The sequence below is a fragment of the Paenibacillus sp. S25 genome (genome assembly GCF_019454085.1).
Taxonomy (GTDB): domain Bacteria; phylum Bacillota; class Bacilli; order Paenibacillales; family Paenibacillaceae; genus Paenibacillus; species Paenibacillus polymyxa_B.
Genome location: NZ_CP073683.1, coordinates 5399003 through 5425749, shown reverse-complemented (window position 1 = coordinate 5425749; position 26747 = coordinate 5399003). Strand labels below are relative to the sequence as shown.

Sequence of the window (26747 nt, the reverse complement as noted above, 5' to 3'; positions counted from 1 at the left end):
ATGATAAATTGCGGGCGCAAAACAAATCAGAGTGGTTCGGATTTGCGGCTGTGCAAGCTTGTAGGAGGGAAACCAAAAGATGAACAAAGGACGCGTAGTGAGCATCATGGGTCCGGTTGTCGACGTTGAGTTCGAACGTGGACAGCTTCCGGAAATCCTGAATGCCATTCATATTGGGACTGTGCTGGAGAGCGGAGTCAAAATTGATCTGACGCTCGAAGCTTCAAAACATCTAGGTGACAACCGTGTGCGTTGTATTGCCATGTCTTCCACAGATGGCTTGGTTCGTGGAGCTGAAGCCATAGATCTGGGAGCACCTATTTCAGTACCTGTCGGCGAAGCTACTCTTGGACGCGTATTTAACGTGCTTGGAACGCCAATTGATAATGGTGCTGATATGAGTGAAACGGCTAGAAATCCGATTCACCGTCAAGCTCCTTCTTTCGATGAGCTGACAACTCAAGCAGAGATGCTCGAAACCGGTATTAAAGTTATCGACTTGCTGGCTCCTTATGCTAAGGGTGGTAAAGTCGGATTGTTTGGTGGTGCTGGTGTAGGTAAAACCGTAACCATTCAAGAATTGATTAACAATATCGCTCAGGAGCATGGTGGTATTTCTGTATTTGCGGGTGTAGGTGAACGCACACGTGAAGGAAATGACTTGTACCATGAAATGAGAGATTCCGGCGTTATCAACAAAACAGCGATGGTGTTCGGACAAATGAACGAGCCTCCGGGTGCACGTTTGCGTGTAGCTCTCACAGGTCTGACGATGGCGGAATATTTCCGTGACCAAGAAGGCCGTGACGTGTTGCTCTTTATTGATAACATTTTCCGCTTTACCCAAGCAGGTTCTGAAGTTTCAGCCCTGTTGGGACGTATGCCTTCAGCAGTAGGTTACCAGCCTACGCTGGCTACTGAGATGGGTCAATTGCAAGAACGGATTACTTCTACTAAAAAAGGTTCTGTTACTTCCATTCAGGCGATCTATGTGCCTGCGGATGACTACACTGACCCGGCTCCTGCTACAACGTTTGCCCATTTGGATGCTACAACGAATCTGGAACGTAAAATTTCCGAAATGGGTATTTACCCGGCGGTTGATCCACTCGCATCAAGTTCCCGTATTTTGGCTCCAGACGTTGTGGGTGAAGAACATTACAATGTAGCACAAGGGGTAAAACAAATTTTGGCTCGCTACAATGAGCTTCAGGATATCATTGCCATCCTGGGTATGGACGAGCTGAGTGAAGAAGATAAAATGTTGGTGGCACGTGCACGTAAAATCCAGCGTTTCCTTTCTCAACCTTTCCACGTTGCCGAAGCATTTAACGGCTTCCCGGGTAAATATGTGCCGGTTAAAGAAACTGTACGAAGCTTCAAAGAAATTTTGGAAGGCAAGTATGACCATCTTCCAGAAGCGGCTTTCCTTTTTGTAGGAGCCATCGAAGAAGCAGTTGAAAAAGCTAAAACGTTGTAAACAACAGGCAAAGAATAGCCGAGCCTTACGAAGTGAGCTGTCTACGGACAGCTTCCAGGAGGGATTCAAGTGAGCACGTATTTACTAGAGATTGTGACGCCGGAGCGCCTGGTCTATACAGAACAGGTAAACAGCATCAGTGTTCGCGGCTCGGAAGGCGATCTTGGGATTTTACCTGGACACCTTCCCTTGGTCACTCCCTTGAAGATTGCACCGATACGCATTAAAATCGGTGGTCAAACCGAAGTGATCGCGGTCAATGGGGGCTTTCTTGAAGTCCGCAAGGATAAAGTGGTCATTTTGGCTGAGAGTGCGGAACGTTCCGAAGAAATTGATGTGGAACGTGCCCGTGCGGCAAGGGAGCGGGCAGAACTGCGGCTCCAGAGCAAGCAGGAACAGATAGATCATCATCGAGCGGAAGTAGCTCTGCAACGGGCGCTTAACCGTTTAAATGCTACAAGCATCAGAACCAATAAGAATTAATATTGGATTTTAAGTGGAATTTTAAAAGGGTTCGGCATAGTATACGGATGGAACGACAAGGAGACCACTTCATAATTTCTGCCAAAGAATGTCCGGTAGAAGGTGAGGGAGAACCTTGCTTCCTTCGATCACTGTGATCGGGCCCTTTTTTAGCTGTTATTACCAAATGTACAGTCCTATTTCTTGCCCGGCTGCTAGGTATTTAGTACCTTTTAAATTCGCGAAACAGAAGTGATTAATCACATTTTGTCGAAATAAATGTCCTAAAAACAGAAATAGCACTGGCATATTAGGCGTTCGCCGAGTATTATAAAGAAGTCTGTGACGCAGATGGGAGGAATTATGGTTGAACGGGAAACAGCAATTGGCTGAACAGCTAAGTCAATCGGCGAGTATGACCGCGCTGATCTCCATGATCGTGTCGCTCATCTGTATAGCGTTAGCTTGGTGGGCTTTACAGAGTTTTAAGCTGGATTTGTTAATCCGGCAACCCAAAGGACCGCAAGGCAGATTGCTACACTTGTTTCTTGCTATAATTTTGGGACAGTTGGTTTCCGGGTTCCTGTTGAGCTACATCTCTTGGAGCCAGATGCTCTAGAATTTGTTTTAACATGAAGTGGGCGGGTTATATGACCTTATGACTGTGTCTCTGCGGGAATTGTCGAATAACATCGCGTCATATTGTTAACAATGGTAAACAAAAGAACCATACATGTATAGCTGGCTGAATCAGTTAGAGTACAATGGTCGTCAAGTACAAAAAACGCTTGTATACTTGTTTTAATCAGTGGTATGATGGCAGTTAGGGTATTAGTAAAACCTTGTTTTTTTATGTAATGAAAAAGCAAGGCATGAAAATAGCGGAATATGTTCTTTTTTTCAGAATGGAAAAGAGAAATGACGCGCGGAGGGAACCATAGATGAGCAAATTTATCGTCCGCGGTGGCAACAGATTGACCGGGAGTGTCAAAGTCAGCGGAGCCAAAAACTCAGTTCTGCCGATCATCGCCGCTTCTCTGCTAGGAGAAGAAGGAGAAAGTGTTATTATTGATGCACCTCCTCTAGACGATGTGATGACCATTAACAAAGTGCTGGAGTCCTTAGGAGCAGGCGTTACATACCAAGATGAGGTCATTCGTGTTGACGCGCGGAAGATAATTTCCTGTGAAGCCCCTTACGAGTGGGTTAGGAAAATGCGCGCATCATTCTTGGTTATGGGGCCGCTGCTTACACGTTTGGGACGTACAAGAATCTCGCTTCCAGGCGGATGCGCAATCGGAACGCGACCAATTGATCAGCATTTGAAGGGTTTTGAGGCATTGGGCGCGGAGATTAGCCTGGGCCAAGGTTTTATTGAAGCTAAAAGTAACGGGCGTCTGCGTGGAGCTAAAGTTTATTTGGATGTAGCCAGCGTAGGAGCAACCGAGAATATTATGATGGCCGCTACTCTTGCTGAGGGCGTAACTACCATCGAGAATGCTGCTAAGGAACCTGAGATTGTTGATCTCGCAAATTTCCTGAATGGAATGGGTGCCAAAGTACGCGGTGCGGGCACGGGCGTTATTCGTATTGAAGGCGTTGAGAAGCTGCATGGTGTAAAACATACGGTCATTCCCGACCGGGTAGAAGCAGGTACTTATATGGTTGCTGCTGCGATCACAGGCGGGAACGTATATGTAGAAGGCGCAATATCCGATCATTTGGGACCGGTTATTTCCAAGATGGAAGAAATGGGTGTAACCATTCAACCTGATGAGAACGGAATTCGTGTCATTGCAGATAAGCCGTTAAAGGCCGTTGATGTTAAGACGTTGCCTTATCCTGGTTTTCCTACCGATATGCAGTCTCAGATGATGGCACTTCAACTTGCCGCTGAAGGAACGAGCATTATTACGGAAACCGTGTTTGAAAATCGTTTCATGCATGTGGATGAATTTCATCTCATGAATGCCGAAATTAAGGTCGAAGGTCGTTCCGCCATTGTAACTGGTAATGCTAAGCTGACAGGTGCGAAAGTAACCTCTACAGATTTGCGTGCAGGTGCTGCGTTAATTCTGACCGGACTCATTGCGGAAGGTACAACGGAGGTATCCGGCGTACATCACATCGATCGCGGTTACGTTCATTTGGCTGAGAAGCTGACTGGATTGGGAGCGGACATTTACAGAGTGACCGTGGAAGAGTCCAAACTGGATCATTCACCCAGTACAGAGCGCGTAATGCCGGAAGAGACGTCGGGGAATTTGTTTAAGAAGATCCAGCCTTCCCTCGCCTAAGCTTTAACGTATGTAGCTTCATGTTGCATAAGTATATTCTTGAACAATAAGGAACCAAGTCCGAAAGGGCTTGGTTTTTTTGTTGTTTGCAGTCAGTCTTTTTCATTCTTTCAGTTCTCTTAAAACGGTTCTATCAAAGTGGACGACTTCATATGATTGAAAATATCTGCTGGAGTATATCTGTACTTCCAGCCGGACACTTAGCCCTTTGATGGAGGTTTCAGCCTATGAAAGATTCACAGGTTCGCATCCGTATACCCATTCATCATCCTAAGGAACATCGCCAGGCTTCACTTGCGGAGGAAGGCTCTGGCTCTATAGCTACTTCGTTACAGAAGATTAAGCTTATGCAACAGCAACCGGACACAAGAGGTACATTGTCGGGTGGCGTCAAGCCCAATCGGCGTATAACAGCCATGCCTTCCGCTGTGAACTCCGTTGATACGGCTCTGACTATTGCTGGAGCAGCGGTCCATGACACACGCGCTGCAAGTCCGCTGCAGGTGCCGCTGCCGCACCTGCGTCCTTCCGCCGGGCGCGCCCCGCGCTGGGGCAATCGCCGCCCATGGCTGCCATTCGCCGCCATGGCAGGGGTGCTGGTGCTTGCCATGGCTGTGCCCGCGCTGATGGCGTGGCCTCGCCAGACGGCGCAGCCGGTGCCGCCGAGCAGTCGCACGGCAGCACCGGCTGCGCCTAGCGTAACGGCAAAGGGCGAGACACCCGTCACGCGCCTGCCGGGTGTCCCGCCGATACCGGCGGTGCCCGCTGCTCCAACGCGCAGCGTGCCAGTGGCGGCAGAGCCGGATGTTCGTGTGTACGTCACGTCTACTGGTCGCACGGAGACGTTACCGCTGGAGCAATACATTGTCGGCGTAGTAGCCGCCGAAATGCCGCCCAGCTTCGAGGGAGAGGCACTGAAAGCGCAGGCCATTGCCGCGCGTACCTTCATTGCACGGCGTTTGCTGGCTGATGACACCAGCGGTGCTCCGGCGGGAGCAGATGTGACGGATACTGTTAAACATCAGGCTTATATCTCTAAAGCTAAACTTACTAGAGAATGGGGGCATTCTGGTAAATCAGCAGAGCTGGCTAAAATTCAGCAGGCTGTACGAGACACCAAGGATACGATCATGGTATATGAGGGGAAGCCCATTACGGCCTCTTTTTTTTCTACTAGCAATGGCTATACAGAAAATTCAGAGGATGTATGGGCGAAGGCAGTGCCCTATTTACGAAGTGTGTCAAGTCCGTGGGACAAGCAGTTGGCCCCGCGTTATACAGAAACCGTCACACTGAGTCGTCAGAGTGTGTTCGATAGATTGGGGTTGAGTCGTACTGCGATAGCTGCTTCTACTGGAGGAGGGAGAATGCCAGAGATTCGTATACTCTCTAAGACAGAAGGACATCGCATCAAGAAGATTGAGGTTGGTGGCTCAATCTTTACAGGGCCGGAAATCCGTAACAAACTGGGGCTGCGTTCGGCTGAGTTTACGTGGAAGGCTGAAGGGGATCTGATTGCTATAACAACCTATGGTTATGGTCATGGTGTTGGTATGAGTCAGTGGGGAGCCAATGGAATGGCCAAGGAAGGTCATACTGCCACTCAAATTCTCCTTCACTATTATACTGGCATTTCTTTTGCGCAAGCCTCTCGTATTCTAAGTTAGTAAATATTTCGAAACTTTGAAGTATAAAAGAGTTGCACCCGGTAACACTGGTTACTGAGGTGATGAGCAAATGAATGAACAAAATAAAAACCAGAACCAAAATCATGAAGAAACACCCAAAACCTTTCAGGGTGGAAGAGCTTCACGGCCGTCTTCGTGGAAAAAGCTGTTGTCCAAAAGGTGGGCATACCCGGCAGCCTACATTGCCGCAGCAGCCATTATACTAACCTTAGTGTGGGTCTATCAGGATGCCAGCCAGAAGACTTTCAAACCTGACCCAGCTAGTCCATCGGTACAAAGCACAAGTGCAGTGAATACCGATGTTAACGGACAACAGCCAGAAAGCGTGGAAGTAGTTGCCCAGTCGGAAAATATCGCATGGCCAGTAGCAGATGCTGGCGCAGTACAGGTTGTAAAGCCGTTCTTTGATGAGAACGCGACCGCTGATGAGCAGGCGGCAGCTATGGTAGAGTATGATAAAACATTTACCGCTAACACTGGAATTGATCTTTCCCGGGCCGACGATCAGGCGTTTGAAGTGAGAGCCGCCCTGAGTGGCAAAGTATCTCGTGTGGAACAACATCCGCTGGTAGGTAATGTCGTAGAAATCACGCATGATAATAATCTCAAAACGGTGTACCAAAGCTTGAGTGATCTGAAAGTAAAAGAAGGCGATCAAGTGAAACAAAACGATGTGATTGCTTCAGCGGGTCGTAACGAGCTTGAAAAGGATTTGAAAACACATCTGCATTTTGAAGTGTATCAGGATGACAAGCCGGTGAATCCAGCAGGTCTGCTTCCTAAAAAATAAATTTGGTCATGGCTGTGCATGCAAAGCGGGGAATCCATATTCCCTGCTTTTTTCTTGTGTAGTTTTTGTGCATAAGGTAAACATAAGCTGCTTTTGCCAAATAAATAGGCCTTCCGAAGCATGTCTTCCCGCCAAACCGCGAATATATAGGCACGCTCCTCATATAATGTACCAAACTATCCACAGTAGGGAGGCGGGAGCGTGCACGATTACATCAAGGAACGGACCATCAAAATCGGTCGCTGTATCGTGGAAACAAGGAATACGGTCCGTACGATTGCCAAGGAATTTGGTGTCTCCAAGAGCACGGTGCATAAAGATCTGACCGAACGGCTGCCTGAAATCAACCCGGATCTTGCCGATCAGGTGAAGCACATTCTCGAATACCATAAATCCATCCGCCATCTGCGGGGAGGAGAAGCGACGAAAATTAAGTACAAAAAAACGAGTGGCAAACGAAGGGAGATTCTCGTTTCTGGCAAGTCCTAAAAATATATAGTGAATTGGCTGGCAAAGCCATTGAATCAACCCCCTGAAGTATGATATGTTAAAAGATGGTACAAGACGAAAAATGACATGTAACCGTAGGTTTATACATATATTTGCCGCTTCTTGTCGAATCTTAGCTTTTTAAAATATCACTTTGGGGGCCTTTTTAATATGTTCAGTAATGATATCGGTATCGACCTCGGTACGGCCAACGTGCTTATCCACGTCAAAGGGAAGGGGGTTGTTCTTGACGAACCTTCCGTTGTCGCGATAGAAAGCGATTCAAAAAGAGTTCTGGCTGTCGGAGAGGAAGCGCGCCGTATGGTGGGACGTACTCCTGGTAATATCATAGCCATCCGTCCATTACGTGATGGTGTCATCGCCGATTTTGAAGTAACAGAAGCGATGTTAAAATATTTTATCAATCGGGTAGGGGGAAAAAGCTGGTACAGCCACCCTCGTATTCTAATTTGTGCGCCGACGAACATTACCTCAGTGGAGCAAAAAGCGATTCGTGAAGCGGCGGAGCGTAGCGGGGCCAAGGAAGTATTTTTGGAGGAAGAGCCAAAAGCGGCTGCCATCGGAGCAGGAATGGATATTTTTGAGCCTAGCGGCAACATGGTAGTGGATATTGGTGGTGGAACGACTGATGTTGCAGTCCTCTCTATGGGAGATGTCGTAACAGCTTCTTCCATTAAAATGGCAGGGGACAAATTTGATACAGCCATCATGAAATATGTAAAAACGAAGTACAAGCTTCTGATCGGGGAACGTACGGCTGAGGATATCAAGATTGCTATCGGAACCGTGCATCCGAGCGGACGTCGTGCAGAGATGGACATCCGTGGACGGGATATGGTATCCGGATTGCCTAAAACGTTAAGTATTTCTGCGGATGAAGTGCAGGATGCGCTTAGAGATCCTGTGTCGGCGATTGTTGCTGCGGCCAAGTTTGTATTGGAGCAGACCCCACCGGAACTGTCAGCTGATATTATTGACCGTGGTGTTATTTTGACTGGTGGCGGTGCCTTGCTTAGCGGATTGGATGAGCTGCTTGCTGAAGAACTGCGTGTTCCGGTACTGGTTGCCGAAGATCCGATGCATTGTGTTGTTAAAGGTACAGGAATTATGCTGGATAATTTGGATCATGTGGTTAAGAAAAAGTTCTAATCTGCCGATAGTGACTATAAGAGACTCGTGTGCGGTTAGACAGGTTGCCTAGCATTTTGGCTTTCGTGCCTCCGCGCGAGCATATGATTTTAGCAGAGTATAGGATTGGGGTGCACGATACATGTTGAGAGGTTTATATACTGCGGCCGCCGGATTGATGACACAACAACGACGCCATGACACCGTGACGCAAAATATTGCTAATATGAATACGACGGGATACAAACAGGAGAACAGTGTTCAGCGTTCTTTCCCCGAAATGCTTATTTCCATGACGGGTGGTAACCCTGATAACCCGGACCGTACGGTCGGCAAGCTCAATACTGGCGTTTTTGCTGAGGAAAGCCTCTCCCCTTACATTCAGGGAGCATTAAAGGACAGTGGACAAGCGACGGATTTTGCGATACAGTCCAATATTAATGTGAACGACCCAGCTACTGGTCAACCTATGGCTTTTGATCAGGCAGGGAAATTCATCAATGCTAACGGTGAAGTCACCTACCGTCCAGAAGCGTTTTTTACGGTGCGGGATAGTAATGGTAACGTTCGTTATACACGTGATGGACATTTTCAAGTAAATGGAGCGGGAGCATTGCTTTCATCGACCGGCTCAGCGGTGCTGGATACGAATGGAAACCCGATTCAATTGACGGGGGCTGTCTCAGAGCTTAAAGTAAATGAGCGGGGCGAATTGGTAGATAGCCAGTCCAACCAGACATTGGGGACGACGCTCGGTATTAGTGTCATTGATCGTCCATACCAGCTCGTTCGTGAGGGCAATGGGAATTTTCGCCTGAATGATACTGACGGTGCTACAGCTAGAATGATGACTGCTAACGATGCTGTATCCGTTCGTCAAGGTTATCTGGAGGTATCTAATGTAGATGCTTCACAGTCGATGGTGGATATGATGGCTGCGTTAAGAGCGTATGAGGCAAATCAGAAGGTAATTCAATTTTATGATAAAAGCTTGGACAAGGCCGTTAATGAAGTAGGCCGTGTATAACAGGGGGTAAGTGATGAACAACTCCATGATTGGCGCAATGGTATCTATGGCCAGTGTGCAGCAGCGTTTGGATTTAATTGCCGATAATATTGCTAATATCAATACAGTGGGTTATAAGAGTAAACAGGGTTCCTTTGAAGATGTATTGGCTAATGTGCAGCAACAGCCTTCAACGTATCTCCAAAATGGACGGGCCATGCCGCTCGGCTATAATTTGGGCTACGGAGTTAAAACGGCCGCAATCATGAAAAATATGGAGCAAGGTCCACTCAAGGAGACGGGACTTCCTACGGATCTTGCGATTCAAGGTAATGCCATGTTTGAAGTTCAGGGAAATGGGCAAAAAGCTTGGACCCGTGACGGTAGCTTTCATTTTGTTCCTGATCCGAATGATAGTGCGACGATGATGTTGACCACTGCTGAAGGTTATTCCGTGCTGGATAACAATGATGTTCCTGTGACTGCTCCAGCGGGTTCCAAGGTGGCTATTAACTCGGATGGCGAATTGCTGATTCGTGCTAATGGAACTGGAGCTCCGACAGTTGGTCAGAGAATCAAGCTAATGGATGTACAGCGTCCAGAAGGACTGGAACAGCGGGATGATAACCTGTTCGTGTTGTTAAATGGTGTAACAGAGGCAAATGTATTCGGAGCAGCAGGTGTGGCGGGTGCTGTTCCAGCGGACGTATCTGTGCGTTCCGGTTATCTTGAGGAATCTAATGTGGATTTAGCGGGCGAAATGACGGATATGATGCAAGTTCAGCGGATGTATCAAATGGCGGCACGGGCATTAACTTCTAGTGATACGATGATGAACTTGGCCAACAATCTGAGGGCTTAAGGATTTGGTGATGAAAGAAGAACAATCTGATTCCCGTCCGGTGCCTGAAAAGACGAAGTCCCGCTGGCGTACTGCTCGTTATTTCATAGTTCCGTTGCTGTTCTTGTTATCGCTGTTAGGCGGCTTAATTGCAGGATATGTAATTGTAGGTAAGCAAGGGTTGTCAGGCGTATTCGAATGGAAAACCTGGCAGCATGTCATTGATCTTATATTTGCGCCTTAAGTTTACTTTAAAAGAGTGGGGGCGGGAAAAGGTCGCTCCGCGAATGATTTGATCTTACGATCGCTGTTGCAGCGGGATTTTCTTATTTTATAAATTATTCAGATGTAAAAATCCCGTTGCAAAGGCGAACGCTCGCGCTTCTCCAGATTCAAATCCTTCGCTCCGCTGGCTACCCGCCATCAGGGCCACTTTTATTAAAATAAACCACCCGCAATTTGTGTGGGGAGTATATAACAAAACCCTGTGCCAGTGGCGCAGGGTTTTGTTATTCCTTCAGGCAGGAGCCTTCAAACGCAGTGACGGGCAGCTTGCCGCCATTGGACACAATCGCAGAGGCCTTCGGTTGTTTTGTTTGCTCTTCACGACAAGCGAGCATTATTGAAGCGAGGCTTTCCTTTTGAGCTAAAAGTAACTCGGCGGAGGGGATGGAATCGTTCTGAAGAAGCGATAGCGTTCGCCTTTAACCTCGGATTTTACCCTTGAATTTTTCTTATATAAAGAAAAAATCCGAGGTTAACAGCGATCGGAAGAATGATCCATCCCCGTAGCCCTTCCCTTTAGCTCGAATGAATTCCCGCTTCACTCCATAATAGGAGCACCCAATATGGTACTTCCGCGTAATTTTCTTTTTGCATCTGATAACTGTATAATGATGGGGAAGTTTATAACACTGCGGGGTAAAACCAAGCACGGGCAAAAGGGCTTCTTCGCGCCTCAGGTTGCATAACCGGCGGAAAAAGCCCCTTATCTCAACCTCCACTTCTGCAGTAGGTGAAGGATATCTAACATTGTTACCGCTAAGAGCTGTTTTTATGCAGCGCAGGCGGGGTAATATTATGCTTGCAGTAACTCATGACTGATACAGAGTCAAAACTGCAAGCGAGAGGAGTTATTAAGGTAAATGGACAAATTGCAATTGGATGTTAATCAAATTCAAGAGATTATCCCACATCGAGCGCCATTTTTATTGGTGGATCGTATTATTGAGCTGGAGGAAGGGAAAAGAGCAGTAGGCATTAAAAATGTAACGATGAATGAGCCTCATTTCATTGGACATTTTCCGGGGTATCCCGTTATGCCTGGTGTGTTGATCACCGAAGCACTGGCTCAAGTAGGGGCTGTCGCATTACTGCACCTAGAGAGCAATCGTGGCAAAATCGGGTTCTTGGCAGGGTTGGATGGTTTCCGTTTCCGTGGACAGGTGGTTCCTGGGGATACGCTGACGCTTGAAGTGGAAATCACTCGTTCCAAAGGCGCATTTGGCAAAGGGAAAGCTACGGCTAAAGTAGGCGATACGGTAGTAGCTGAGGGCGAAATTATGTTTGCTTTATCTGACCCTCCCCAATAAATAAAGCTCTGCCGACATAAGCACGACGTCTGAACTGAGTGCATGTGTACATAGAAATCCTGTTTTGACAACCCAAAAATGGAGAGGGGAAATTCCGTATGACGCAGTTGAGTAAAAAAGCATTAGAAGGCATTGAGAGCTGGCTGCAAGACCCTTATATTGATGAAGAGACCAAACAGGAGTTGCGCGCATTGGAAGGCAACGAGCAGGAACTGGAGGATCGCTTTTACAAAGAGCTGGAATTTGGTACAGGCGGTCTGCGTGGAGTGATTGGGGCAGGAAGTAACCGGATGAACCGTTACGTCATTGGACGTGCGACTCAAGGGCTGGCTCGCTATATTTTAGAACAGCATGCTGGTAAAGAAGGCAAACCTTCGGTTGTCATTGCACATGATTCGCGTCATTTTTCACCGGAGTTTGCTCTGGATGCAGCTTTGGTGCTGGCAGGCAATGGTATCGTGGCTAAGTTGTTCCCTTCCTTGCGTCCAACGCCACAGCTTTCGTTTAGTGTACGTCATTTGGGAGCCAGTGGAGGGATTGTTGTGACAGCGAGTCACAATCCTCCTGAGTATAATGGATACAAGGTTTACAACGATGAAGGGGGTCAGCTTGTTCCTGATCAGGCTGAACAGGTAATTGGTTATATCCGTGAGGTTCCTTCTTTTGCCGATATTCGCAGTCTGACACGTGAAGAAGCAGAGGCACAGGGATTGTTGGTTTGGCTTGGAGAAGAGGAAGATGAAGCGTTTGTAGATACGGTAGCCAGTGTGAGTGTGAACCGTGAGCTGATTGCAGCCGGACCAGGCAAAAACTTCAAAGTTGTGTTTACACCTCTCCATGGTACTGGAAATGTACCGGTTCGTCGTGTACTGGAGAAAATCGGTTTTGAACAGGTGCATATTGTACCTGAGCAAGAGCTGCCAGATGCTGAATTTTCGACTGTTAAGTCGCCAAACCCGGAAGAACGTGATGCGTTTAAACTGGCAATCGCGCTGGGTGAGAAAATTGGTGCGGATCTGTTGATCGGAACAGACCCTGATGCTGACCGTATGGGTGCAGTTGTGAAAAACCGTGATGGCGAATATGTGGTATTGTCCGGTAATCAGTCTGGCGCGATCATGGTTTACTACTTGTTGAATCAGCTGAAAGAAACAGGCAAGCTTCCGAATAACGGAGCGGTTATCAAAACCATCGTAACCAGCGAAATGGGTGCAGTCATTGCCGAACATTTTGGAGCAACTGTGTTTAACACGCTAACTGGCTTCAAGTATATTGGCGAGAAAATGAACCAGTTTGACGAAACTGGCGAGTACACCTACCTGTTTGGCTATGAAGAGAGCTATGGTTATTTGGCAGGGAATTATGCTCGCGATAAGGATGCTGTCTTGGCGGCTATGCTGATCGCTGAAGCTGCTGCTTATTACAGCACACAAGGTAAGACGCTCTATGATGTTTTACAAGAGCTGTACGAGCAGTTTGGCTACTTCCTTGAGAAGCTGGAGTCTCGTACCCTTAAGGGTAAGGATGGAGTGGCACAAATTCAGGGAAAAATGACCGATTGGCGTAGCAATGCTCCTCAAGAGATTGCAGGCGTGAAGGTAGACAAGGTACTGGACTACTCACAAGGTCTGGACGGACTTCCACAGGAAAATGTACTCAAATTTTTACTGGAGGACGGTTCGTGGTTTTGCCTGCGCCCTTCGGGAACGGAGCCAAAAATCAAAATATACTTTGCGGTACGCGGTTCATCGCTGTCAGACGCGGAGCAAAGAATCAGCCACCTGGTCGATGCTGTTATGGCTCGCGTAGACGCTTGAGAAAAATCCCTTTATAATAGAATAGGTTAAGGTAATTGGATAAGATATAGTAATCGGTGACCTCTCACGGCAAAGGGCAGTACGCCGTGGAGGTCATTTCTGTATTGCAGAATAACCTGGAAGAGGCTTTGGGAAAATAGGCTTATTCCGGCAACGGAGGATTTTGCAAAATTCAATGAGTGACCTACCAAAAGGTTGAGTACGGCAAGGTGGGCAGCATTGAATTTTGCAAAATCCCGAATATTAAGGAGGTTCTTTGGTGTATCAGAAATGGCAGTATTGGAATACGGCTTCTCGAAAATGGTTATGGATTTTGGTGGCTGTCGGCTTGCTGGCTTCCATTCCGGTCATCGCCGATCGTGTGAAGACAGAATCCTCGAGTAAAAAAGTAGAGATTGTATTCGATTATCGGGATTTGACGGAGGCAGCCTCGTATCAGGCTCACCCGCAGGACTATCTGAATGAGCAACTGGACCGCTTACAGCAAGCGGGTGTAAACAGCATGGCGATGTATGAAAGTACGTTGGATGATTTCCGTAAAGCGGGTCGCGTCGTAACCTATACGACTCAGAACGTTGCCGATATGGAAAAACGGCTTTCACCTGCAAATGAGAATTTTACGTATATTGTTTTCGCTGATAAAGAAAATGCCGAGGCATTAAAGCCGTTAATTTTACGTACTTTTACAAGCCTGGACATCAATGTAAAACCTTGGACTTATCAGGGGCAGGAAGGCTTAGTTGTGGAAACATCCCCAGAGGATGCGTATCTCAAGCCCATGCAGCCTGATCCGATTGCGATGAAGCAGCTTCGAAGCAAAGGATTTTTTATTGTTCCACGGATGAGCGACAGTCTTCCTTACAACCAGGAGTTGACGGAAGAGATGCTTGCTTCCTTTCAGCAGAATGGTGTAAAACGCATATTGTTTGAAGGTGATTCAGTCAAAGGCTTCACCGATAACGAGAAAGAGCATAGCTTAGCGGCATTTGCTAAATTGCTGAACAAATACGATATTGGCCTAGCTGCTATCGAAAACTTAAAAAAACCGCAAGCAGGCTTCAATAAGCTCGCTTACGATATCCACTATAACGTTGTGCGTTTATACTCATTGAGCGATAAAGATTCAACGCTCGATGTGGAAACGTTGGCCGATCGATTTGCACTGGCCACCAAGGACCGTAATATTCGCATGTTGTATCTGAATACCGCGCCTAGCCGTAGTATTGCTGAAGCCAAGGTGAAGGATTCGGTAGATAACCTGATCCATAGCCTGGACAAGCCGGGTAACGCTGTACAACGGATGGAGAAAAAGGGGTTTGAACTCGGACAGGCTGAACCATTCCAAGTAGTCGATTCGTCCATTCAGCGCTATCTGAAAATGATTGTCGTACTGGGTGCACTGGCATTCTTCTCCATTATGGTGTCCTATTTCGTCCCAGCATTGACTTTGCTGGCATTTGCACTCGGTTTGGTAGGTTCAGCAGGACTTTATGTTTTGAACTCCAGCTTGATGGAGCAAGGTCTAGCCCTACTCGCGGCGATTAGCGGACCTACGGTTGCAATGATCATCGCCGTGCGTACGATTAGAATTAAACGTGAACAGGGGGCTGAACTTTCTGTAGGTCAGCGTTTGATTCAAACGCTTATACTGTACGTACAGACAGCGATTTTGTCGCTGGCTGCAGTGCCTTTTGTTATTGCTCTGTTGAATAGTATTGCTTACAGCCTTGTGCTGAACCAATTTAGAGGTGTAAGCCTGCTTCACATTCTGCCGATCTTCTTAGCAGCGATATATATTTTCTTTTATCGTGGTGTTTCTATACGAGAGGAAATTTCCAAGTTGCTACGTACGCCGATTACTGTATTGTGGGTTATCGCACTGGCTATTATCGCAGCCGCAGGTTATTACTATTTGACTCGTACCGGAAATGCGGGTACGGTGTCGAACACGGAGCTGGTTTTCCGGAACTTCCTTGAAAATGCGTTTGGTGTACGTCCGCGCAATAAGGAATTTTTGATGGCTCACCCACTGTTTATTGCAGGGGCGTTCCTGGCTTTGAAATATCGCAAAGCAATCTATTTGCTGATTATAGCTGCTATTGGTCAAGCCTCTATGGTGGATACCTTTGCTCACATTCACTCTCCAGCGGCACTGTCGCTTAGTCGCGGGCTGTTAGGATTGGGCTTCGGTCTGGTGCTGGGAATCATCGCAATTGTCGTGTGGCAAGTGCTGGAAGGGTGTTGGAAGAAATGGTCACCACAGCTCAAACGATAATCATCTCAGGTTATTACGGCTTTCACAATAGTGGAGATGAGGCGGTGCTCAAGTCGATTTTGACAGCTTTAGAGGAGGAAAGTCGTCAGGCGGGGATTACAATCAAGCCTGTTGTTCTGTCTTCTGACCCCGCCTGGACACAGAAAATGTACGGAGTAGAAGCTGTACCGCGGATGAGTCTGGGGGAAGTTCGTAGAGCGATTAAAAACAGCGATGGGCTAATAAGTGGCGGCGGGAGTTTGCTCCAGGATGCAACAAGCCCTAAAAGTATTCCGTATTATCTGGCGATTCTGAAACTGGCCCAATGGGCTGGAAGGCCGACGTTTGTATATGCTCAGGGCATTGGTCCGGTACAACGGAAGATATTTTATCCTATGATCCGTTCTGTGTTTCAGCGCTGTGAATATGTTTCTGTAAGAGATGAGCAGTCTGCCGCACTGCTGGGCACTATGAAACTGAAGCACCCGGTTGTCGAAGTTGTTCCTGATCCGGTAATGGGGCTTCCATTGCCCCCGGGTTCCGAGCTGCATAAAGCAGCATTTGAGACTGATAAGGATAAACTTCCGATCGTTGGCGTATCTGTACGTTACTGGGATAAGGAACGTCGCGATTTAACGGCTATTGCGGACGGCTTAAAAAAATTAGCTGCTGAGCGCCGTGTACACTTACGCTTTTTACCTTTCCATCTGCCTGATGACGAGCAGGCTTCAAGGATGGTAATGGATTTGTTGGGGGATATTAGGGGGACGGGGAGCCTTGTCAGCATGTGTGATCAAGTCACCGATCCTCAACAGATGCTTTTGGAAGTCAGCCGTTGCAGTTTGATGATCGGGATGCGATTACACAGCTTGATCTATGCAGCATCCCACCAGGTGCCTCCGTTGGGGATATCCTACGATCCTAAAATTGACCATTTCCTCAGCCGTGTCGGTAGCCAGCCTGTAGGCACTACAGAGGCACTGGATGGACAAAAACTGGCTAATGAGTCTATGCGGTTGCTAGATCAGCGAAGTCAATGGATCGAGAGCCAGGGAGCGGACATTGCTTTGTTAAAAAGTGAGGCTCGCTTACCGGCACAGCATATCGTTAATTACTTGTGTCGCAAAGGATGATGGATACAGTGACAGTTGATAAGGTTACGAATGTGCCTACCGTCCCGATTTTCGGTGTTCCGGTATCAAGGCTTAATATGAAAGATACATTAAATGTATTAATTCAAGCAGTGGAGTCTCGCCAGCCCCATCAAGTGATCACTGCCAATCCGATTATGGTAATGGCTGCATTGGAAGATCCAGTGTACATGAACGTGATGAAACAGGCAGAGTTGATTGTTCCGGATGGGACTGGCGTGGTCTGGGCTGCAAACTATGTAGGACATCCTGTACCTGAGCGGGTAGCGGGCTTTGACTTGTTACATGAATTACTTGCAGCAGGAGAAAACTATCATTGGAAGGTTTATTTACTGGGATCAACATCTGAGGTGATTCAAGCGACCGCAAAGCGGGTACATGAGCTTTATCCCGCAATTACGGTTTGTGGCAAGCGTGATGGTTTTTTTGGACCTAAAGAGGATGAAGCCGTGATTGCAGCCATTCGTGAAGCAAATCCTGATTTGTTGTTTGTAGCACGTGGAGCGGACACGCAGGAACCCTGGATTGGTAAATATAAGGAACAGCTGGGTGTACCGGTGATGATGGGGGTTGGCGGTAGCTTCGATGTTATATCAGGCAGAACTAAACGCGCACCTAAATTGTTTCAAAAGCTACGGGCTGAATGGTTATATAGACTCCTCAAAGAGCCAAGCCGTTACAAAAGAATGCTTGCGCTGCCGAAATTCGCCGCGAAAGTGATGCGCGAAAAAGAAAACGTCACAAAAGTGTGATAAATAGCTTGAATCTGCCTTCAAAACCCGCTAATTTGCCAGAATATGAAGCTTGGTATTTATTTTTGATCAGAGTATAATTCAATGCGGTTACATCTGAAAAGGGATTGCTTTAAAATTGGGGGTCGAATGATCAAATGTTATTGATCTATATTATTGGGTTCATCATGGCACTGGGACTTGCGCTGTTACTGACACCGCTCGTCAAGAAATTCGCTGTGAAGGTTGGAGCCGTCGATGTACCGAATGCCCGAAAAGTACATACCCGAATTATGCCGCGTCTTGGCGGACTGGGGATTTTCTTGGCATTTCTGTTGTCCTTATTGGCGGTGTTACCTTTTGTGCCTGACGGAATGCTGTCCTCTCGGGATATTAACTTTATCGCAGCCTTTCTGATTGGCGGTACGCTGATTACACTGATTGGTGCTCTCGATGATCGTTTTGATCTCAATGCAAAATTGAAATTTTTGGCTCAAATTGCCGTTGCGTGTATGGTCGTGTTTGCTTTTGATATTCGTGTAGATTTTGTAAATGTACCTTTTCAGGATGCATACTCATCTTTGGAAAGCTGGATTTCCATTCCGCTTACGATTTTCTGGATCGTAGGTGTAACGAATGCTATCAATTTGATTGACGGTCTGGATGGACTGGCTGCAGGTGTCTCAGGAATTGCGATTGGAACTATTTTTGTGATGTCGGTACTGATGGGCAATTACATGGTAGCTATGCTTTGTCTTGTGCTGCTGGGCAGTATTATCGGATTCTTATTTTTTAACTTTCATCCTGCAAAGATATTCATGGGTGATACAGGGTCATTATTTTTAGGTTTCTGTCTGGCCATGCTATCCATGCTTGGTTTCAAGCAAATTGCTATCGTATCTTTTATTACGCCATTGATTATTATCGGTGTACCTTTGTCAGATACATTCTTCGCTATCATTCGTCGCAAGTTGCAGAAAAAACCGATTTTTTCTCCGGATAAAGGTCATTTGCATCACTGCTTACGCGAACTAGGTTTCAGTCACAGACAGACAGTGTTGATTATCTACGGTATTGCTGCATTTTTCGGTGTATTGGCCGTGATTCAATCGTCTGCTGCGCTTAATGAAGCGAACTGGGTCACCTTTGTCGTGATTTGTATTATGATGTTCTTCCTACAGATCGGTGCAGAGGTTATTGGTCTTGTTGGCAAAACCAAACGCCCAGTTATTAATACACTGATTCGGTTGCTGGCTAAGCCAGATTCCCAAACACGTTCGAAATTATAATTTCAATTTAAAAGTAAGCCTTCAAGCTTGGCGGTATACCGCGGGTTTGAAGGCTTTTTTGATGTTTGCTGTAAAAAAACTCCCTCCTTTTTTGAGAATTTACTAATTTTTTGTATGTTTACTACCGATAAAAAAAGTATTGAATGATTACGTACCCCAAGGTGCGACAGAATCAAAGGAGGACAATGATTTGAAACGATTGCTATCCATGTTGCTGACGGTTGGTCTCATCATTGGCTTGGTGCCGGCGGCCCTGGTAGGTACGGCTCATGCTGCGACGGGAACTTATTTTATTTTTCCGAGTGAAAAATATGATGTGGATTCGGCTAGAATGGTAAACACTGACCGAGTTACAGTTAACGGTACGATTAACGGAGTGAACGGAAGTACTATATCTTATAGTGTATTCCAACTCTCTAAAAATGGAACAAACCTTAACGTGGTTAATAAAAACGAGAGTCAAAAAGGCGGAATTACGGTCAGTGGCTCTACGCTTAAAGTTACAGACATTAAACTGTTTCCTGGTTTGAACCGGATTACATTTCAAAGCAGCCAAAATTCGGCTGATATGAAGGACTCCATTTACATTGAGTATCAGGATGGGCCTAAGCTTTATGATCTATCTGCTACGCTGAATGGTGCAACCGAGCAGTTGCTAGAGAATCAGACAGCGGTGCTGACAGACGCACGCAATAGCGGTACGGATGATGTAAAAGTAGTCATTCAAGGTACGGCTCCTAATGCTGACAGTGTAACGCTCACGTCTGCAAAAAGCAGTAATACGTATAATGTATCCTCTTACACTGGCTATAAACTAACAGGTAGTGTTGTACTGAGTCCGGGTAAAAATATAGTGACTATTAAAGTGAATAACGGAACTCAGGCTCTTACAGTTACACGTGAAATTACGATTTATACGGGTAAACCGGAATTCTCTGATTTGACCTTGAACAAGGATGGGAATGTTTCTGCCGATCTGACCACTTCCCCTGACTTTACTGTATCGTCTACAAGTGGTGTGGTTTTAAAAGGTAACGTTTTGGTACCAGCTGGTGCGACCGATCCAGGAGTGGCCACAATCAATGCACGTTTTACCGATGTGAGTAACAATGGTAGTGCTGTGGGTAGTGCGACTGGGGTTGATGCCACAATTGATACTGCAAATATAGTTACATCAAATGGCTATAAAGTATATCCATTTCAGGTGACTGTACCTTCGGAAGCTGTACTTGATCATTTGACCAGGGCATCCCTGGGCATAACTTATACGGATAGCAGTACACCTCCAGCTCCATCGGCTGTCCAATTTACATTGCGCAGTAGCACTCAGCCGTATATTGATGATGTTAGCTATCTTCCTGATTTTAATACTCAATTGTTGAACAGAATTAATGGAAGCGGGTCTGATCAGGCAGCTGCTCTAGATGAAGCTATGAAATTAACAGGTAGCTCTATGAAGAACAAGACTACAGATGCTGCATCTGTACCTGTAGGTATGGAGTTCATCGTTGTTAATGGCGCACCTTCTTCAATTAATGAGCTTTCCGGAGTATCGGTTCATACCGTAGGGTCTCCTCAAGATGTAATTCGTACAATCAATGGTAAGTCAACGCAAGTGAAGAAAGTTGTTGCTTATGTAGATTCTTTGCCTAAAGAAGGACAAAATGTACTGAATTTTTATCTGAATGGTGACTCGACCAAGTTAATTAAAGCAACGGTGAATCTGTTGCAGGGTCCGTTCATGAAATACGATACGATTTATGATGGGCAACAAATTCCGTTGAATACATCCAGCTCAAACTTGAATACCTATAAATTGACTCAACTGGGCTACTTTAAAGGTAAATTGCTTGATGTGAGCAACGCAGCAGATATTCATTACACTGGAAGTAACCGAAATGTATTCCTATATGTTAATAATGTATTGGTTGATCTGGATGGTTCAGGAGCGGACTTCAAGCTTGCTGCTTCCTCAGAGACAGCCGCAGCCAATGCCTTGGCGAACGGGAATAATGAAATCAAGTTTGTATACAAGCCAGGTATTGAGTATAGCAATACGGTAAAAGTAAACTTTACACAGACGAATATTCCAGTAATTCCTGTTCCGAATACACAAGGAATCATCCCTTTTACACCAGTTAGTGGCTTGAGCAATACGCCGAAATATAACGAAATTGCTCCGAAATCAAAAGATGCTAATTTCACCAAAGTAGATGACACTAACTACAATACATCTTTGAAAAATATCAATGTATTTGGTACTTTCAGTATTGCTGATTTGGGTAAAGCAGATCAGGTAAATGGTTCGTTAAGTGATATTGCTAATAAAGATCAATATATTTTGGAGATTAAGGGATCGGATGACAGCGAAGTCAACTGGACGCTGAGTAACGAGTTTTTCTCAGCAGAAGATGCTAAGACAACATACAATTCCGGTTCTACCACAGATAAATTTACAAATAAAGATTTAAAAGACCTGCTTGTGTACTACCATCCGGACAAAAAGTATTTCAGCTTTGTGTTGAAAAACCAAACTATTTCGCAAGATGGAACACCAGTAGCTTATAACATTACCTTGTACAATAGCGGCAAGAGCGGACCATTTGCTACTTTCCGATTGCAAGTATCAGGTCAATCCACATCTTTTGATATTTTGCGTCCGCTCCCTGAAAAGAGAATCGTGAATCAAAACTTTGTGCAAGTTGTTGTAAACGCAGGTAATGCAGATAGTGTTACGGTAGGTAAAGAAACAGCAGTTCAAGAGGGATTCGACTCTGATTATGATGGTACCATTGATTATCCATCTACTTACAAAGCCATCGTTACAGGTCTAAAAGCCAACAAAGATAATAAAATTGACGTAGTGGTTACTGTAGGCAAGGAAAAACTGAAACAGACCATTACTGTTAAATATGTGCCTACTAATATTCCTGGTGAGCAGTACATGGAAGCGATGAAAACATCGCACAAAGTGTTCGATGGCAATCTTACACTTGCTTTTGCAAAGGGAACGAGTCTGATTCGTCGGGATTACGATCAACCGCAACAGTTCAAAAACCAGGTTTTCTCTGGTCACACTTTGTATTTTGCAATAGCAAATAGCGAAGATGGTGTGGTCGATCGTCATGAATTTGAAACCGAAAAAGCATTGTCGGATATGCAGAGCTTGATTGCAGATGGAAGTAGATACTTCAACAGAGAATTCCCAAATCGTTTTACCAAGTCAAGTCCAGTATTCTGGATTGACCCAGGTACAGCAGATGACATTAAAACAGATGATTACGATCCGGTAACTTACGGTGCCGATCCTTATCAATTGGCTAACAAGTCGCAAAATGACAGTAGCAAGATTAAAAACTTCTACTGGCGTGATCCTTCTAATGAATTAGTACCATCCAAGCGTGCAACATTAACTTTGACGTATGATAACAGTATCGCTCAGGATGCAGGGAAACAAATGACGGTGTTCTATTTTGATTCTGACCTTAAAGATTGGCAGAACATTGGTGGTGTGGTGGATCCGAAGAAACATACCATTAAGGTACCGTTTGATCGTTTCGGTTACTATGTAGTTGCTAAAGTTGGAGAAACGTATAGTGATGTCATTAAGCATAAATACGCCAGAGATTACATCGAAGCCATCTTGGCTAAAGGTGTTATGAATCCAATGGATCCAATTAATAGCTTTGGACCAGACAGCTACATTAAAAGAGGCGAATTTACGTCTATGATCGTCAAAGGTCTGCAAATTCCACTTAATTTCAGCGGAGCGAAGCATTTTGACGACGTGTCTATTCCAAATACGATATCAGCAGATGCGCTCTATGATTATCGTTATATTGAAACAGCTGCACGCGCCGGTATTGTCAAAGGTTCGCAACCAAGAATCTTTATGCCGGAAGATGTAATCACACGCCAAGATGCAGCAGTCATTATTGCCAAGGCATTGAATTTGAAGCTGGAAACAGATCATGACAAGATCATGAAGAACCTGTCTAAGACCTTTAAAGATGCGGACAAAATTGATTACTATGCGCAAGCATCTATATTGGCTATCGCCAAGAAGGGCTTTATAACAGGGTCACCTGTGGATGCAAGTGATCTGAAAAAAGGATATATGTTTAATCCTACTTCCTTGACCTTGCGCGGAGATGCAGCGATTATTGTAGCTAAAGTTATGGCTGATAAAAAGTTGCTTCCTAAAATCTAATCAACAAAACACCTGAAATTATTAAACATCCCTCCATGCGAAATGGTAATTCCCTTTCATATACATGAGAGGGATGTTTTTTATAAATCAGCTATTTGACTGGGATTAAGGGCCTATGCCATAATATCAATGAGGTAAAAACTTTGGATTGCCTTACAACGTTTTTGGTTTCGGGTTTTGCTTAAACGTCTGTAATTAACTGCTTTTTTTTTAGCTTTTATCTCAAAATGTGTTTATTATTTTTTTATATGTTTTTTTTGCACATTTATCTGAAACTTTACGCCTATTTCATCGTAGTAGAGGATGTGTGTGCTTAAATATTACATAGAGAAGTGAGTGGGGAGTGATGAGATGTCTCAGTTTTCAATACGCCGTCCTGTAACAGTATTTATGTTAATTATTGCTTTGTTAATCGGGGGCGGTATTTTTGCGTTAAGACTTCCTGTAGAGCAAATGCCGGATATGAAGCTGCCATTCGCTGCAGTGGTGACCAGTATTCCAAATGCAACGCCTACAGAAGTTGAGGAATTGGTTACTAAACCTATTGAGAAAAGTCTGGCTTCTATTGAGAACGTGGATAAAATCATGTCCGAGTCTTCAGAAGGAACATCTATGGTCATGATTCAATTTAACTGGGGAGTAGATATCAATCAAGCAACCCTCGACATGCGAGATAAAGTTGATGGGGTTAAAGGGTCTCTTCCCAAGGCGGCTAATTCGCCGCGTGTCCTTAAGGTGGATCTCAACGCAACGCCGGTTATTACGCTCTCTCTTACAGGAGACCAGGATATTAACAAGTTGAAGCCTATTGCTGAAGATATTATTGAGCCGCGGCTTGAAAGAATTGCGGGAGTAGCTGCAGCCAACATGTCAGGTGGGCAAGCTCGGCTTGTGAAGATTACCGTAGATCAAGCCAAACTTCAAAGCTATGGCATTACGCTAGATCAAATCAGCCAAGCGCTATCGTCTAATAACGTAGCGGGTTCTGCTGGTTCGGTGTACCGAGGCAATACAGAAATCCAACTTCGGGTTCAAGGTGAATACAAAGCTGTTTCAGAAATGGGTGAAACTCCAATTCCAGTAGGGAAGGGAAGCATTAAGCTAAAGGACATCGCGAAAGTTGAAGATTCCTTGGATGATGTTACAACCATTTCTACCTATAACGGAAAGCCAAGTATCAATATTTCTGTTACTAAAGCTACAGGGGGGAATACCCTTTCAATCGCCGATTCTGTAAAGGATAGTTTAGATTCGATACGGAAGGAATTGCCTCCGGGAACTCAATTGGAGATGGTAACAGATGCATCCAAACCCATTAGCGACTCCGTACACTCATTAGTAGAGCATGCTATATTGGGACTTATTATCGCAGCTATTGTCTTGCTGTTATTTTTGAATAGTATACGTTCTACCATTATTGCTACTATCGTTATTCCAATTTCCTTCGTAGCTACGTTTATGATGATGTATTTCACCGGACAAACCATTAATATTATTTCACTGAGCGGTTTGCTTCTGGGGTTAGGATCCTTTGTCGATTTTGCGGTTGTTATTATTGAGAATATTTTTAGACAGCGACATGAAGGGAAAAGCATGCTACAAGGGGCTATTGATGGCTCCAAGCAGGTGGGTAATGCCGTTATGGCATCTGCACTTGCGCAGATCGTAGTATTTTTACCAGTTGTTTTTGTTGACGGAATTGCGGGAGTTCTATTTAAACCGTTGGCGTTAACAGTTATTTTCTCTCACATTGCAGCCTTGCTTGTATCCCTTATGATTGTGCCGATGCTGGGCTCACGTTGGCTACCTACCGTGCCAGATGAATCCATCTATTCTTCAGGTACTTATAAGGGTGTTAACCCTATTGTGTGGTTTAATATTGGCTTCGAGAAATTTAAGAGTGGGTATCGCCGTATACTGAAGTGGGGAATTAACCATAGAAAATCTGTGTTAATTATTACTTTATTAATGTTTGTGGCAGCTGGGGCTCTAGTTCCTTTCGTTAAGGCTGAATTTATCCCAGCATCCGATACTGGGGAATTCACAATTAACGTGAAACTTCCTAATGGAACGGTTTTGGAAGAAACGGAAAAGGTTGTTCAAGATATAGAAAAAGAAATTTTGAAAGTTCCGGATCTAGATAAAATGACAGTGACTGTTGGTTCTGGTGGCAATTCTGGTTATTCAGGGGCGGCTCCAACCAACTCAGCAGATCTAAGTGTAACACTGAAGGATGGACATCAGGCAACAGATGTTATAGTTGATGGCCTTCGTAAAAAATTTGATAGCATTCCGGATGCAGAGATTACAATGGCGTCTACAACAGGCCTTTCAAGCGGAGCGGCTGTTAATATTAACTTAAAAGGTGACGATATTGACGTCCTGAGAGAACTCTCGGACAATCTCGTTGCGGACGTAAAAAACATACCGGGTACGGTCAATGTGAAAAGTACCTTGAGTGCTGTTCGCGAAGAATATGAGATTACCGTTAATCGGGAACTTGCAAGTCGATATGGCTTATCAGCGACCCAAATCTTATCTGCAGTGAATACTTCTTTTAATGGATCAGTCGCCACAAGCTATCGTACAGGTGAAGATCAGATTGATGTGAAGATATCGTTGCCAGAGCAAAACCGCCATGATTTGTCAAATCTAAAAGCCTTACGGATCACCACTTCGCAAGGTATTGATGTACCTTTGTCTTCCGTAGTAAGTATTGATAAACGGACTGTACCCGATACTGTTACTCGTGAAGACCAAACGCGTCAAGTACAGATTACAGCTGATATTGATGGAACAGGGGATATTCTTACTATTAATCAAAAAATAGATGCTCTTTTGAAGAGTACTCACTTCCCAGAGGGCTACAGTGCAGATACGGGTGGTGGACAAAATGAACAAATGCTGGAGTCTTTTACGAACTTGGCGATAGCTATTTTGTTATCTGTCGTACTCATCTACATGGTTATGGCAGGACAGTTCGAATCGTTGCTCACACCGTTTGTTATTATGTTTTCCGTTCCACCTACGGTAATTGGTGTGCTTATCGGTTTAGCTGTAACCGGGGCGAGTCTCAGCGTTTCAGCTTTGACAGGTTACATCATGCTCGTCGGTTTGGTCGTCAACAATGCCATTGTTATGATTGACTTTATAATTCAGCTCCGAAAAGACGGCCAAGATCGGGATGAAGCTATTATTCATGGAGCGTCTGAGCGGTTGCGTCCGATTTTGATGACCACGCTGGCTACTGTACTAGCTTTGCTCCCGATGGCATTTGCTACAGGCAGTGGTAACGAGACACAAGCACCGATGGCTGTTGTTGTTGTATTCGGGTTATCCTTCGCAGCTGTTATTACATTGATTCTTATTCCGGTAGTCTACGTCATCATGGATAATATGATACAAAAACGTAAGAATCGGAAATTAAAAAGACAAGCGAAGAGAGAATTAAAAAAAGAAGCGAAACTACAAAAAAGTGTTCATATATAAGGTGAGGTGGAG

Annotated in this window: 19 protein-coding genes; all 19 read left to right on the top strand. The window is 45.3% G+C overall.

Annotated features, from left to right (window positions below; all coding sequences use genetic code 11):
- Window positions 1–79 precede the first annotated feature (79 nt).
- The 19 genes from atpD (at window position 80) to KAI37_RS23640 (ending at window position 26735) form a co-directional block, all read left to right on the top strand.
- The gene (gene atpD, locus KAI37_RS23730) at window positions 80–1480 is read left to right on the top strand and encodes a F0F1 ATP synthase subunit beta (RefSeq protein ID WP_013312323.1); all 1401 of its coding nucleotides are present in this window, start codon (window positions 80–82) and stop codon (window positions 1478–1480) included.
- 69 nt (window positions 1481–1549) lie between these two features.
- Window positions 1550–1963 carry a F0F1 ATP synthase subunit epsilon gene (locus tag KAI37_RS23725; protein ID WP_013312322.1) on the top strand — a complete coding sequence of 138 codons (414 nt, stop codon included), beginning with the start codon at window positions 1550–1552 and terminating at the stop codon, window positions 1961–1963.
- A 346-nt stretch (window positions 1964–2309) separates the two neighbouring features.
- Window positions 2310–2561 carry a DUF1146 family protein gene (locus KAI37_RS23720; protein WP_013312321.1) on the top strand — a complete coding sequence of 84 codons (252 nt, stop codon included), beginning with the start codon at window positions 2310–2312 and terminating at the stop codon, window positions 2559–2561.
- Window positions 2562–2883: 322 nt separating this feature from the next.
- Complete coding sequence (murA, locus tag KAI37_RS23715; protein ID WP_013312320.1) at window positions 2884–4239, top strand: UDP-N-acetylglucosamine 1-carboxyvinyltransferase; 1356 nt, start codon at window positions 2884–2886, stop codon at window positions 4237–4239.
- 227 nt (window positions 4240–4466) lie between these two features.
- Complete coding sequence (gene spoIID, locus KAI37_RS23710) at window positions 4467–5906, top strand: stage II sporulation protein D (RefSeq protein ID WP_220030334.1); 1440 nt, start codon at window positions 4467–4469, stop codon at window positions 5904–5906.
- Between the two features lie 70 nt (window positions 5907–5976).
- Window positions 5977–6717, top strand: a complete 741-nt coding sequence (locus tag KAI37_RS23705; protein WP_220030333.1) for a M23 family metallopeptidase — start codon at window positions 5977–5979, stop codon at window positions 6715–6717.
- A 201-nt stretch (window positions 6718–6918) separates the two neighbouring features.
- Entirely contained in the window at window positions 6919–7206 is a 288-nt protein-coding gene (spoIIID, locus tag KAI37_RS23700; protein ID WP_007432737.1) for a sporulation transcriptional regulator SpoIIID, read from the top strand.
- 171 nt (window positions 7207–7377) lie between these two features.
- Complete coding sequence (mreB, locus tag KAI37_RS23695) at window positions 7378–8376, top strand: rod shape-determining protein (protein WP_013312317.1); 999 nt, start codon at window positions 7378–7380, stop codon at window positions 8374–8376.
- Window positions 8377–8497: 121 nt separating this feature from the next.
- Window positions 8498–9382 carry a flagellar hook-basal body protein gene (locus KAI37_RS23690; protein WP_023990702.1) on the top strand — a complete coding sequence of 295 codons (885 nt, stop codon included), beginning with the start codon at window positions 8498–8500 and terminating at the stop codon, window positions 9380–9382.
- A gap of 13 nt (window positions 9383–9395) precedes the next feature.
- Window positions 9396–10223: a flagellar hook-basal body protein gene (locus KAI37_RS23685; protein ID WP_025724236.1), complete on the top strand. Its 828-nt coding sequence runs from the start codon at window positions 9396–9398 to the stop codon at window positions 10221–10223.
- 10 nt (window positions 10224–10233) lie between these two features.
- Entirely contained in the window at window positions 10234–10446 is a 213-nt protein-coding gene (locus KAI37_RS23680; protein WP_025724237.1) for a DNA-directed RNA polymerase subunit beta, read from the top strand.
- Window positions 10447–11347: 901 nt separating this feature from the next.
- Window positions 11348–11794, top strand: coding sequence for a 3-hydroxyacyl-ACP dehydratase FabZ (gene fabZ, locus KAI37_RS23675; RefSeq protein ID WP_013312312.1), 447 nt, complete (start codon window positions 11348–11350; stop codon window positions 11792–11794).
- Between the two features lie 98 nt (window positions 11795–11892).
- Window positions 11893–13611: a phospho-sugar mutase gene (locus KAI37_RS23670; RefSeq protein WP_076294030.1), complete on the top strand. Its 1719-nt coding sequence runs from the start codon at window positions 11893–11895 to the stop codon at window positions 13609–13611.
- Between the two features lie 259 nt (window positions 13612–13870).
- On the top strand, window positions 13871–15886 hold the full coding sequence (locus tag KAI37_RS23665) for a DUF5693 family protein (protein ID WP_220030332.1): 2016 nt from the start codon (window positions 13871–13873) through the stop codon (window positions 15884–15886).
- Window positions 15862–16998 (top strand): polysaccharide pyruvyl transferase CsaB, encoded by a 1137-nt coding sequence (csaB, locus tag KAI37_RS23660; RefSeq protein ID WP_220030331.1) that lies wholly within the window; start codon window positions 15862–15864, stop codon window positions 16996–16998. Before KAI37_RS23665 ends, csaB begins: the two co-directional genes overlap by 25 nt.
- 8 nt (window positions 16999–17006) lie before the next feature.
- A complete protein-coding gene (locus KAI37_RS23655; protein WP_081047531.1) occupies window positions 17007–17768 on the top strand; it encodes a WecB/TagA/CpsF family glycosyltransferase in 762 nt (253 codons plus the stop codon).
- Window positions 17769–17905: 137 nt separating this feature from the next.
- On the top strand, window positions 17906–19036 hold the full coding sequence (locus KAI37_RS23650; protein ID WP_013312307.1) for a glycosyltransferase family 4 protein: 1131 nt from the start codon (window positions 17906–17908) through the stop codon (window positions 19034–19036).
- 190 nt (window positions 19037–19226) lie between these two features.
- Window positions 19227–23246 (top strand): S-layer homology domain-containing protein, encoded by a 4020-nt coding sequence (locus KAI37_RS23645; RefSeq protein WP_220030330.1) that lies wholly within the window; start codon window positions 19227–19229, stop codon window positions 23244–23246.
- 351 nt (window positions 23247–23597) lie between these two features.
- Window positions 23598–26735, top strand: a complete 3138-nt coding sequence (locus tag KAI37_RS23640; RefSeq protein ID WP_071643335.1) for an efflux RND transporter permease subunit — start codon at window positions 23598–23600, stop codon at window positions 26733–26735.
- The last annotated feature ends 12 nt before the right edge of the window (window positions 26736–26747 follow it).

Bases quoted from the DNA above. Each gene is read 5' to 3' on its own strand.
- atpD (WP_013312323.1), top strand. From the start codon at position 80: ATGAACAAAGGACGCGTAGTGAGCATCATGGGTCCGGTTGTCGACGTT.
- murA (WP_013312320.1), top strand. From the start codon at position 2,884: ATGAGCAAATTTATCGTCCGCGGTGGCAACAGATTGACCGGGAGTGTC.
- spoIID (WP_220030334.1), top strand. From the start codon at position 4,467: ATGAAAGATTCACAGGTTCGCATCCGTATACCCATTCATCATCCTAAG.
- KAI37_RS23705 (WP_220030333.1), top strand. From the start codon at position 5,977: ATGAATGAACAAAATAAAAACCAGAACCAAAATCATGAAGAAACACCC.
- mreB (WP_013312317.1), top strand. From the start codon at position 7,378: ATGTTCAGTAATGATATCGGTATCGACCTCGGTACGGCCAACGTGCTT.
- KAI37_RS23690 (WP_023990702.1), top strand. From the start codon at position 8,498: ATGTTGAGAGGTTTATATACTGCGGCCGCCGGATTGATGACACAACAA.
- KAI37_RS23685 (WP_025724236.1), top strand. From the start codon at position 9,396: ATGAACAACTCCATGATTGGCGCAATGGTATCTATGGCCAGTGTGCAG.
- KAI37_RS23680 (WP_025724237.1), top strand. From the start codon at position 10,234: ATGAAAGAAGAACAATCTGATTCCCGTCCGGTGCCTGAAAAGACGAAG.
- fabZ (WP_013312312.1), top strand. From the start codon at position 11,348: ATGGACAAATTGCAATTGGATGTTAATCAAATTCAAGAGATTATCCCA.
- KAI37_RS23670 (WP_076294030.1), top strand. From the start codon at position 11,893: ATGACGCAGTTGAGTAAAAAAGCATTAGAAGGCATTGAGAGCTGGCTG.
- csaB (WP_220030331.1), top strand. From the start codon at position 15,862: ATGGTCACCACAGCTCAAACGATAATCATCTCAGGTTATTACGGCTTT.
- KAI37_RS23650 (WP_013312307.1), top strand. From the start codon at position 17,906: ATGTTATTGATCTATATTATTGGGTTCATCATGGCACTGGGACTTGCG.
- KAI37_RS23640 (WP_071643335.1), top strand. From the start codon at position 23,598: ATGTCTCAGTTTTCAATACGCCGTCCTGTAACAGTATTTATGTTAATT.